Raw genomic sequence first — 13827 nt, forward strand, 5'->3', positions numbered from 1 at the left:
AAATATCAGAAGACTGTACTCCGGCAAAGTTCGCTAACCAAGCCTGGTAATCAGTATTGACTGCTGGATCACTACCCTGGCACTCTGCAGTACCATCTGCACCTTCATCATCAATGGTTGGTGGTGTAGTATCTGTTATGGTGAAGATTCTAAACACTGAATTGGTCAGTCCACACTCATCTGTAGAAATAAACTCTACTTGTATCTCATCCACACAATCACTGCTGTTCCATGGTCCTTCAATATAACTCAACGTTATCTCGCCGCATATGTCTGAAGACTGAACGCCTGCAAAGTTCGCTAACCATGCTTGGTAATCAGTATTTGCAGAAGGATCGCTGCCCTGACACTCTGCAGTACCATCTGCTCCTTCATCATCAATCGATGGTATCGTTGTATCTGTAATCGTGAAAGTTCTGAAAACTGAGTTGGTCAATCCACACTCATCTGTAGAAATAAACTCTACCTGGATCTCATCCACACAATCACTGCTGTTCCATGGTCCTTCAACATAACTAAGTGTTATCTCTCCACATATATCTGAAGGCTGCACGCCTGCAAAGTTGGCCAACCATGCCTGGTAATCTGTATTAACTGCTGGATCGCTGCCCTGGCACTCTGCAGTTCCATCAGCTCCTTCATTGTCAATGGTTGGTGGTGTTGTATCCGTTATGGTGAAGATTCTGAATACTGAATTGGTCAGTCCGCACTCATCTGTAGAAATAAACTCTACCTGAATCTCATCCACACAATCACTGCTGTTCCATGGTCCTTCAACATAACTCAACGTTATCTCGCCGCATATGTCTGAAGACTGTACTCCCGCAAAATTAGCTAACCAAGCCTGGTAATCTGTATTTGCAGATGGGTCACTACCCTGACACTCCGCCGTACCATCAGCTCCCGGATCATCAATCGATGGGATCGTTGTATCTGTTATCGTGAATGTTCTGAATACTGAATTGGTCAATCCACACTCATCTGTAGAAATAAACTCTACTTGTATCTCATCCACACAATCGCTGCTGTTCCATGGTCCTTCTATATAACTCAAGGTTATCTCGCCGCATATGTCTGAAGACTGAACGCCTGCAAAGTTAGCCAACCAAGCCTGGTAATCTGTATTGACTGCTGGATCGCTGCCCTGGCACTCTGCAGTTCCATCAGCTCCTTCATTGTCAATGGTTGGTGGTGTAGTATCTGTAATCGTGAAGATTCTGAAAACTGCATTGGTCAGTCCACACTCATCTGTAGAAATAAATTCAACCTGAATCTCATCCACACAATCACTACTATTCCATGGTCCTTCTATATAACTAAGTGTGATCGCTCCACATATATCTGAAGATTGTACTCCTGCAAAGTTAGCTAACCATGCCTGGTAATCTGTATTAACTGCTGGATCGCTGCCCTGGCACTCTGCAGTACCATCAGCTCCCGGATCATCAATCGATGGGATCGTTGTATCTGTAATCGTAAAAGTTCTGAATACTGAGTTAGTCAGTCCACACTCATCTGTAGAAATAAACTCTACCTGAATCTCATCCACACAATCGCTGCTGTTCCATGGTCCTTCAACATAACTAAGTGTTATCTCTCCACATATATCTGAAGACTGTACGCCTGCAAAGTTCGCCAACCATGCCTGGTAATCTGAATTTGCAGATGGGTCACTGCCCTGGCACTCTGCAGTTCCGTCAGCTCCCGGATCGTCAATCGATGGGATCGTTGTATCTGTAATCGTGAATGTTCTGAATACTGAATTGGTCAATCCACACTCATCTGTAGAAATAAACTCTACTTGTATCTCATCCACACAATCTTCAAGTCTCCAAATGCCTTCAATGTAACTAAGTGTTATCTCTCCACATATATCAGAAGACTGAACGCCTGCAAAGTTCGCTAACCAAGCCTGGTAATCTGTATTTGCAGAAGGATCACTGCCCTGGCACTCTGCAGTTCCATCTGCTCCTTCATTGTCAATGGTTGGTGGTGTAGTATCTGTTATGGTGAAGATTCTAAACACTGAATTGGTCAGTCCACACTCATCTGTAGAAATAAACTCTACCTGAATCTCATCCACACAATCACTGCTGTTCCATGGTCCTTCAACATAACTCAAGGTGATCGCTCCACATATATCTGAAGACTGTACTCCGGCAAAGTTGGCTAACCATGCCTGGTAATCTGTATTAACTGCTGGATCGCTGCCCTGGCACTCTGCCGTACCATCAGCTCCCGGATCGTCAATGGATGGGATCGTTGTATCTGTAATCGTGAATGTTCTGAATACTGAATTGGTCAGTCCGCACTCATCTGTAGAAATAAACTCTACCTGAATCTCATCCACACAATCACTGCTGTTCCATGGTCCTTCAACATAACTCAACGTTATCTCGCCGCATATGTCTGAAGACTGTACTCCCGCAAAATTAGCTAACCAAGCCTGGTAATCTGTATTTGCAGATGGGTCACTACCCTGACACTCTGCGGTTCCATCAGCACCTTCACTGTCAATGGTTGGTGGTGTTGTATCCGTTATGGTGAAGATTCTGAATACTGAATTGGTCAGTCCACACTCATCTGTAGAGATAAATTCTACCTGGATCTCATCCACACAATCGCTGCTGTTCCATGGTCCTTCAACATAACTCAAGCTGATCGCTCCACAAATATCAGAAGACTGTACTCCGGCAAAGTTCGCTAACCAAGCCTGGTAATCAGTATTGACTGCTGGATCACTACCCTGGCACTCTGCGGTACCATCTGCACCTTCATCATCAATGGTTGGTGGTGTTGTATCAGTTATGGTGAAGATTCTGAATACTGAATTGGTCAATCCACACTCATCTGTTGAGATAAACTCTACCTGGATCTCATCCACACAATCACTGCTGTTCCATGGTCCTTCAATATAACTAAGTGTTATCTCTCCACATATATCTGAAGACTGTACACCTGCAAAGTTCGCTAACCAAGCCTGGTAATCTGAATTCGCAGAAGGGTCACTACCCTGGCACTCTGCAGCACCATCCGCTCCCGGATCATCAATCGATGGGATCGTTGTATCTGTAATCGTAAATGTTCTGAATACTGAATTGGTCAATCCACACTCATCTGTAGAAATAAACTCTACTTGTATCTCATCCACACAATCACTGCTGTTCCATGGTCCTTCAATATAACTCAACGTTATCTCGCCGCATATATCAGAAGACTGAACGCCTGCAAAGTTAGCTAACCATGCCTGGTAATCAGTATTTGCAGATGGATCGTTGCCTTGACACTCTGCAGTTCCATCTGCTCCTTCATTGTCAATGGTTGGTGGTGTTGTATCCGTTATGGTGAAGATTCTGAATACTGAATTGGTCAATCCACACTCATCTGTAGAAATAAATTCTACCTGAATCTCATCTACACAATCACTGCTGTTCCATGATCCTTCAACATAACTCAACGTTATCTCGCCGCATATGTCTGAAGAATTAACGCCTGCAAAGTTGGCTAACCAAGCCTGGTAATCTGTATTGACTGCTGGATCGCTACCCTGGCACTCTGCAGTTCCATCAGCTCCTTCATTGTCAATGGTTGGTGGTGTTGTATCCGTTATGGTGAAGATTCTGAAAACTGAATTGGTCAGTCCACACTCATCTGTAGAAATAAACTCTACCTGGATCTCATCCACACAATCACTGCTGTTCCATGGTCCCTCAACATAACTAAGCGTTATCTCGCCGCATATGTCTGAAGACTGTACTCCCGCAAAGTTCGCCAACCAAGCCTGGTAATCTGTATTTGCTGAAGGATCACTTCCCTGACACTCTGCTGCGCTGTCTGCACCTGGATCATCAATCGATGGGATCGTTGTATCTGTAATCGTGAAAGTTCTGAATACTGAATTGGTCAATCCACACTCATCTGTAGAAATAAACTCTACCTGAATCTCATCCACACAATCACTGCTGTTCCATGGTCCCTCAACATAACTCAATGTGATCGCTCCACATATATCAGAAGACTGTACTCCCGCAAAGTTCGCCAACCATGCCTGGTAATCTGAATTTGCAGATGGGTCACTGCCCTGGCACTCTGCAGTTCCGTCAGCTCCCGGATCGTCAATCGATGGGATCGTTGTATCTGTAATCGTGAATGTTCTGAAAACTGAGTTGGTCAATCCACACTCATCTGTAGAAATAAACTCTACCTGAATCTCATCCACACAATCACTGCTGTTCCATGGTCCTTCAACATAACTCAACGTTATCTCGCCGCATATGTCTGAAGAATTAACGCCTGCAAAGTTGGCCAACCAAGCCTGGTAATCAGTATTGACTGCTGGATCACTTCCCTGACACTCTGCAGTACCATCCACTCCCGGATCATCAATCGATGGGATCGTTGTATCTGTTATCGTGAAAGTTCTGAACACTGAATTGGTCAATCCGCACTCATCTGTAGAAATAAACTCTACTTGTATCTCATCCACACAATCACTGCTGTTCCATGGTCCTTCAATATAACTCAACGTTATCTCGCCGCATATGTCTGAAGACTGAACGCCTGCAAAGTTCGCTAACCATGCCTGGTAATCAGTATTTGCAGAAGGATCGCTGCCCTGACACTCTGCAGTACCATCTGCTCCTTCATCATCAATCGATGGTATCGTTGTATCTGTAATCGTGAAAGTTCTGAAAACTGAGTTAGTCAGTCCACACTCATCTGTAGAAATAAACTCTACCTGGATCTCATCCACACAATCACTACTATTCCATGGTCCCTCCACATAACTAAGCGTTATCTCGCCGCATATGTCTGAAGACTGTACTCCTGCAAAATTAGCTAACCATGCCTGGTAATCTGTATTAACTGCTGGATCGCTGCCCTGACACTCTGCAGTACCATCTGCTCCTTCACTGTCAATGGTTGGTGGTGTAGTATCCGTTATGGTGAAAGTTCTGAATACTGAATTGGTCAATCCACACTCATCTGTAGAAATAAACTCGACCTGAATCTCATCCACACAATCACTGCTGTTCCATGGTCCCTCAACATAACTCAATGTGATCGCTCCACATATATCAGAAGACTGTACTCCCGCAAAGTTCGCCAACCATGCCTGGTAATCTGTATTAACTGCTGGATCGCTGCCCTGGCACTCTGCAGTTCCGTCAGCTCCCAAATCGTCAATCGATGGGATCGTTGTATCTGTAATGGTGAATGTTCTGAAAACTGAGTTGGTCAATCCACACTCATCTGTAGAAATAAACTCTACCTGAATCTCATCCACACAATCACTGCTGTTCCATGGTCCTTCAACATAACTCAACGTTATCTCGCCGCATATGTCTGAAGACTGAACGCCTGCAAAGTTGGCCAACCAAGCCTGGTAATCAGTATTGACTGCTGGATCACTACCCTGGCACTCTGCAGTACCATCCGCTCCCGGATCGTCAATCGATGGGATCGTTGTATCTGTTATCGTGAAAGTTCTGAACACTGAATTGGTCAATCCACACTCATCTGTAGAGATATATTCTACCTGAATCTCATCCACACAATCACTGCTATTCCATGGTCCTTCAATATAACTCAACGTTATCTCGCCGCATATGTCTGAAGACTGAACGCCTGCAAAGTTCGCCAACCAAGCCTGGTAATCTGTATTTGCTGAAGGATCACTTCCCTGACACTCTGCAGTTCCATCCGCTCCCGGATCATCAATCGCTGGGATCGTTGTATCTGTAATCGTAAATGTTCTATATACTGAATTGGTCAGTCCACACTCATCTGTAGAAATAAACTCTACCTGGATCTCATCCACACAATCACTGCTATTCCATGGTCCTTCAACATAACTAAGTGTGATCGCTCCACATATATCAGAAGACTGCACACCTGCAAAGTTCGCCAACCAAGCCTGGTAATCTGTATTTGCAGAAGGATCACTTCCCTGACACTCTGCAGTACCATCTGTTCCCGGATCGTCAATCGATGGGATCGTTGTATCTGTAATCGTAAATGTTCTGATTACCGTATTGGTCAATCCACACTCATCCGTGGCAATGATCTCTACTTGAATCTCATCCACACAATCGGTACTGTTCCAGGAACCCTCGTTCACAGACAGAATTACATCACCACAAACATCGGTGGCCACTGCACTGGCAAATTGAGAAAGCCATGTCTGATATGCTGTATTCAATGCAGGATCATCTCCCTGACATTCTGCACTTCCATCACTACCCGTGTTGTCAAATGAAGGTGGCCTTGTATCCGTAATCGTAAATGTTCTAAAGACTGAATTGGTCAATCCACACTCATCTGTAGAGATAAATTCTACTTGTATCTCATCCACACAATCACTACTATTCCATGGTCCTTCAATATAACTAAGTGTGATCTCTCCACATATATCTGAAGACTGTACACCTGCAAAGTTCGCTAACCAAGCCTGGTAATCAGTATTGACTGCTGGATCACTACCCTGACACTCTGCAGTACCATCCGCTCCCGGATCATCAATCGATGGGATCGTTGTATCTGTTATCGTGAAAGTTCTGAACACTGAATTGGTCAATCCACACTCATCTGTAGAGATAAACTCGACCTGGATCTCATCCACACAATCTTCAAGTCTCCAAATGCCTTCAATATAACTAAGTGTTATCTCTCCACATATATCTGAAGACTGTACTCCTGCAAAGTTGGCTAACCAAGCCTGGTAATCTGTATTTGCTGAAGGATCACTTCCCTGACACTCTGCAGTTCCATCCGCTCCCGGATCATCAATCGCTGGGATCGTTGTATCTGTAATCGTGAAAGTTCTGAATACTGAGTTAGTCAATCCACACTCATCTGTAGAGATAAATTCTACCTGGATCTCATCCACACAATCACTGCTATTCCATGGTCCTTCAACATAACTAAGTGTGATCGCTCCACATATATCAGAAGACTGCACACCTGCAAAGTTCGCCAACCAAGCCTGGTAATCTGTATTTGCAGAAGGATCACTTCCCTGACACTCTGCAGTACCATCTGTTCCCGGATCGTCAATCGATGGGATCGTTGTATCTGTAATCGTAAATGTTCTGATTACCGTATTGGTCAATCCACACTCATCCGTGGCAATGATCTCTACTTGAATCTCATCCACACAATCGGTACTGTTCCATGATCCCTCGTTCACAGACAGAATTACATCACCACAAACATCGGTGGCCACTGCACTGGCAAATTGAGAAAGCCATGTCTGATATGCTGTATTCAATGCAGGATCATCTCCCTGACATTCTGCACTTCCATCACTACCCGTGTTGTCAAATGAAGGTGGCCTTGTATCCGTAATCGTAAATGTTCTAAAGACTGAATTGGTCAATCCACACTCATCTGTAGAGATAAATTCTACTTGTATCTCATCCACACAATCACTACTATTCCATGGTCCTTCAATATAACTAAGTGTGATCTCTCCACATATATCTGAAGACTGTACACCTGCAAAGTTCGCTAACCAAGCCTGGTAATCTGAATTCGCAGAAGGGTCACTACCCTGGCACTCTGCAGCACCATCCGCTCCCGGATCATCAATCGATGGGATCGTTGTATCTGTAATCGTAAATGTTCTGAATACTGAATTGGTCAATCCACACTCATCTGTAGAGATAAATTCTACCTGGATCTCATCCACACAATCACTACTGTTCCATGGTCCTTCAACATAACTAAGTGTTATCTCTCCACATATATCTGAAGACTGTACTCCGGCAAAGTTGGCCAACCAAGCCTGATAATCTGTATTCAATGCAGGGTCGCTGCCCTGACATTCTGCTGCATCATCTGCTCCCGGATCATCAATCGATGGGATCGTTGTATCTGTAATGGTGAAAGTTCTGAAAACTGAGTTAGTTAGTCCACATTCGTCTGTAGAGATAAATTCTACCTGGATCTCATCCACACAATCACTGCTGTTCCATGGTCCTTCAACATAACTCAACGTTATCTCGCCGCATATGTCTGAAGACTGAACGCCTGCAAAGTTTGCTAACCAAGCCTGGTAATCAGTATTGACTTCTGGATCACTACCCTGGCACTCTGCCGTACCATCAGCTCCCGGATCATCAATCGATGGGATCGTTGTATCTGTAATCGTGAATGTTCTGATTACCGTATTGGTCAACCCACACTCATCCGTGGCAATGATCTCTACTTGAATCTCATCCACACAATCGGTACTGTTCCAAGATCCCTCGATTACGGACAGAATTACATCACCACAAACATCGGTGGCCACTGCACTGGCAAATTGAGAAAGCCATGTCTGATATGCTGTATTCAATGCAGGATCATCTCCCTGACATTCTGCACTTCCATCACTACCCGTGTTGTCAAATGAAGGTGGCCTTGTATCCGTAATCGTAAATGTTCTAAAGACTGAATTGGTCAATCCACACTCATCTGTAGAAATAAACTCTACTTGTATCTCATCCACACAATCACTGCTGTTCCACGGTCCCTCAACATAACTAAGTGTGATCGCTCCACATATATCTGAAGACTGAACACCGGCAAAGTTGGCTAACCATGCCTGATAATCTGTATTCAATTCAGGGTCACTGCCCTGACATTCTGCTGCATCATCTGCTCCCGGATCATCAATCGATGGGATCGTTGTATCTGTAATGGTGAATGTTCTGAAAACTGAGTTGGTCAATCCACACTCATCTGTAGAAATAAACTCTACTTGTATCTCATCCACACAATCACTGCTGTTCCATGGTCCTTCAACATAACTCAACGTGATCGCTCCACATATATCTGAAGACTGTACTCCGGCAAAGTTGGCCAACCAAGCCTGGTAATCTGTATTTGCAGAAGGATCACTTCCCTGACACTCTGCAGTACCATCTGTTCCCGGATCGTCAATCGATGGGATCGTTGTATCTGTAATCGTAAATGTTCTGATTACCGTATTGGTCAATCCACACTCATCCGTGGCAATGATCTCTACTTGAATCTCATCCACACAATCGGTACTGTTCCACGAGCCTTCATTGACCGATAAACTTACATTACCACATACATCGCTAACACTGACATCTGCAAATTGAGTTATCCAAGCCTGGTAGTCTGTATTTAAAGCCGGATCACTTCCCTGACATTCTGCACTTCCATCGCTGCCCGTATTATCAAAAGAAGGTGGTCTTGTATCCGTAATCGTAAATGTTCTGATTACCGTATTGGTCAACCCACACTCATCCGTGGCAATGATCTCTACTTGAATCTCATCCACACAATCGGTACTGTTCCATGATCCCTCGTTCACAGACAGAATTACATCACCACAAACATCGTTGGCCACTGCACTGGCAAATTGAGAAAGCCATGTCTGATATGCTGTATTCAATGCAGGATCATCTCCCTGACATTCTGCACTTCCATCACTACCCGTGTTGTCAAATGAAGGTGGCCTTGTATCCGTAATCGTAAATGTTCTAAAGACTGAGTTAGTTAGTCCACACTCATCAGTAGAAATAAACTCTACTTGTATCTCATCCACACAATCACTGCTGTTCCATGGTCCCTCAACATAACTAAGCGTTATCGCTCCGCATATATCTGAAGACTGTACTCCTGCAAAGTTAGCCAACCAAGCCTGATAATCTGTATTCAATGCAGGGTCGCTGCCCTGACATTCTGCTGCATCATCTGCTCCCGGATCATCAATCGATGGGATCGTTGTATCTGTAATGGTGAAAGTTCTGAAAACTGAATTAGTCAGTCCACACTCATCTGTAGAGATAAACTCTACTTGAATCTCATCTACGCAATCTTCTAGTCTCCAAATTCCTTCGACATAACTCAACGTTATCGCTCCACATATATCTGAAGACTGAACACCTGCAAAGTTCGCCAACCAAGCCTGGTAATCTGTATTTGCAGATGGGTCACTTCCCTGACACTCTGCAGCACCATCTGCTCCCGGATCGTCAATCGATGGGATCGTTGTATCTGTAATCGTAAATGTTCTGATTACCGTATTGGTCAATCCACACTCGTCTGTGGCAATGATCTCTACTTGAATCTCATCCACACAATCGGTACTGTTCCACGAGCCTTCATTGACCGATAAACTTACATTACCACATACATCGCTAACACTGACATCTGCAAATTGAGTTATCCAAGCCTGGTAGTCTGTATTTAAAGCCGGATCACTTCCCTGACATTCTGCACTTCCATCGCTACCTGTATTATCAAACGAAGGTGGCCTTGTGTCTGTTATTGTAAATGTTCTGATTACCGTATTGGTCAACCCACACTCATCCGTGGCAATGATCTCTACTTGAATCTGATCCACACAATCGGTGCTGTTCCAAGACCCCTCGATTACAGACAAACTTACATCCCCACAAACGTCGCTTACTTCTACGTCCGCAAATCGCAAAATCCAATCTTGATAGTCTGTATTATCAGCTGGGATCTCACCCTGACACTCTGAATTTTCATCATTTCCAGTATTTTCAAATTCCGGTGCTGTACTATCTACAATTGTCAATGTGGCTTGTCTTGTCGTAACTTGATCACATTCGTCGGTAATGAAGTAAGTTACTGTAATGGTAGAATTACAAAAATCAGAAAAATCAGAAAAATCATAATCACTGGTAACCGTCAATTCACCACAGAGGTCATTACTACAATTTTCCAATCTGGTAATATTAGTCTGGTTCCAGAAATCAGCAAATGTTTCATTGAAATCATCTTCACATTCAAAAACATCGTCCAAAGGATCGCAGGTGACTTCTGGTGCCGTGTTATCAACAACACTCAACGTAGCCTGCCTCGTGGTCACATTATCACAATCATCTAAGATGCTATAGGTCACAACCAAATCTCCTGTGAAGCCACAACCATCTGTCAGATTTAAATAATCATAATTACTTTCCACTCTTATATCACTGCATTCATCAGAACTACAATCGATTAGAGTCTGAATATTAATAGCATTCCAATTATCTGCATAAGCCTTATTTGCAACAGGGCCATCACATTCTAATGTCTCACTTACGGGATCACAATCGACAGTAGGTGCAGTATTGTCCGTTATTGTAATGTTTGCCACAGTTTGAATAAAATATCCGCAGTCATCCGTCGCTGTAAACGTAACGTCGACGCTTCCTGCACTCCCACAAATAATATCTAATCCACTATAATTATGTGACCAGGTAATTTCACTACAATCATCATCAGCCGTTGCACCTCCATTCATATTCAGCCATGATTGAATATCTGCATCCTGTGTAGAGTCGTTACAATCTAAATTCAAATCAAAAGGAGGGGTTGTAATTGACGGAACTGAAGTATCCTCAAATTCAATAGTCGCTACGAAAGAAGTGAAGTTTCCACAATCATCTGTAATGGTATAAGTCACTGAGATATTGAATTCATTTCCACAACCTACAGGAGTATCATCAAATACATAGTCATCAGTAATTACATAAGTGCCACAAAAGTCTATTAAACAGTTATTAAGTGTTTGTAGATTGTCAGCATGCCATTGGTCAGCAACATTTTCATTAATAGTCGATCCTTCACATTCAACTGTTTCACTAAATGAAGTCAGTGGACAAAAAGTGAGGCTAGGAGGTGTATTGTCTTCTACGGTAAAAGTAGCAGTTGTGCTTGAGCTGTTGCCACACTCATCCGTCACAAAGAAAGTGACTTCAACAGATCCAGTCTCTCCACATTCATCACTCAAAACAGGGTTCGCTGGAAAATAAGTCCAAACAAGGTCTGCTTCATCTGTACAATTATCAGTAGCAGCAGCTCCGGCATGGTTATCAAGCCAATCCTGCAATTGATTGTCAATCTCTTCAGCATCACATTCTAGAATTATATCATTGGCTTCAGGGTCAATAATAGGATTTGTGGTATCATTTATCAATATGGTCTGCTCACAAGTTGCCGTATTTCCGCATCCATCTGCAATTTCATACACTCTTGTTATGGTCTCCGGACAAGTTTGATTATCGGAATCTTCATCAATAAATGCAAAGCTACTGGGATCTACAGGACAATTGTCTGAGTATATCCCACCACCATTTAAAAAGTCATCCCATACAGTGTATTCAGGAACCTCTGAAATGTCACATTGGCCAGATAAAGTAGGTGGACAAGTCAATATTGGTGGGTCAGGATCAAAGGTTATTTCTATTTCAGTGTAATCCTCATCACAATCTACCACTACATCTGGATCCGTTACTGTCAGGCCAATGGTGTAAGTACCACAATCGTCATATCGATAATTCCCTACTTCAAAATTATCAGAACTTCCATCTCCAAAGTCCCACTCATATTCTAAATTCGAAGTGCCAGTGTTATCAGAAGATCCACTGGCAATAAACCAAACATTTAAATCACATTCATCAAATATGATTTCAATATCAGCCACTGGTTGGTACTGTTCAATCACATTGAAATTGTATGTAAAACTTCTTTCACAATCAAATATCATTCTATTGTCTAAAACATAAAGCGAATATTGACCCGGACCTGGTGCATCGAAAAAAGGTTGATTGCCAGTCCTGATAATGCTACCTGAGCCTAAAGGTCCATCATAGGCATCGTACCAAGTATAGCTAAAGGTTGGCTCCTGCGGATCAATCTCTGCAGTCACTCTTTCTGGAAAATCCCCTTCACATACTGTGACATCATCTAAATCCACAATGATCTGAGGGATTACTTGGATATTGACCGTGTCACAAACTAGTATGCCCGTGTTGCCACAGTTTTCATCGACGAATTCTCCACAAACTTGATATTCATAATCTTCAACCTGATCTAAATCACCTGGAGGTGTAAACGTAGGATTTAAACAATCCAATGTGGGAGTTCCACAGTCTAAATAATCTAAGTCACCGTAAATTTCAGTCCACACAATGTTCTCCAGGACCACTGTGCTGGTGACATTCAATTCATAATTACAGCTCACTTGATCATCCAGAAGTACTACTTGATCACCAAATGATTCTGCAGCGATCCCTTCTATCGTAACGCAGTAATCATTTTGACCTGGTTTACACACAGGAATATAGAATGGTCCCGCACCCGTAAGACACAATTCTCCTCCATCACCAATAAAATCATTCATGCTATACTGAGTGCCACCACACACATTGTTGGGATCATTGGTAAACTTTATATCACCGGACTGTGCATTAGCTCCCGATATGATGATTCTAATTCCAACGGTCTGAGGATGTGTTGTTACTTCTATGATACTACAACCTGCATTGTCATTAAGCTCATCTCCACAACATGGAACTTTCTGCTTTCCTAAAATTTCTTGAGAGACAAAGGCTTCTGGTCCAGAGGATAAGTCAAATTCATAGAACTCAACTGTATTGAGGGGACAGGGGTAGATATCTGTAGGTCCAACTTCAGGACAAGGCTGTGCCTTAAAATCGACGGGGATAACAAATAGTAGAACAAGGAATAGAGATAGCTTAACTGCAAACTTCCAATAACTTATCCGATACTTATTTTTTCTGCCAAAGTACTCAATTGTTCTTTGTAAAAATTTTCTCATTCACTAAGGTGTTCTCATTATGTAAAATGGAGTTCACCAGGAATTAATCAGTAGGTATAGATTAGATATACCAATAGAAAGACGATAATGTGCTTAGGTTCTAATACTTTCTAAGGGTTCCAGGCTCATTCCAGCATGGTTTATCGTCTTTATGACGCTTAACCACATATAGATAGAACCCATTATGAAAAGCTTCCCCCATCCCAGTTGATATTCGGGAGTCATTTTAGTTAAATTTA

At 42.9% G+C, this 13827-nt stretch carries 1 protein-coding gene; it reads right to left on the reverse strand.

The features are described 5' to 3' along the window. Positions 1-13588: PKD domain-containing protein (locus tag L2567_RS07850; protein ID WP_235297203.1), on the reverse strand; the 13588-nt coding region annotated here is incomplete at its 3' end. Positions 13589-13827: the final 239 nt, after the last annotated feature.

Origin of the sequence: Portibacter marinus (assembly GCF_021533195.1) — a bacterium.
GTDB lineage: Bacteria > Bacteroidota > Bacteroidia > Chitinophagales > Saprospiraceae > Portibacter > Portibacter marinus.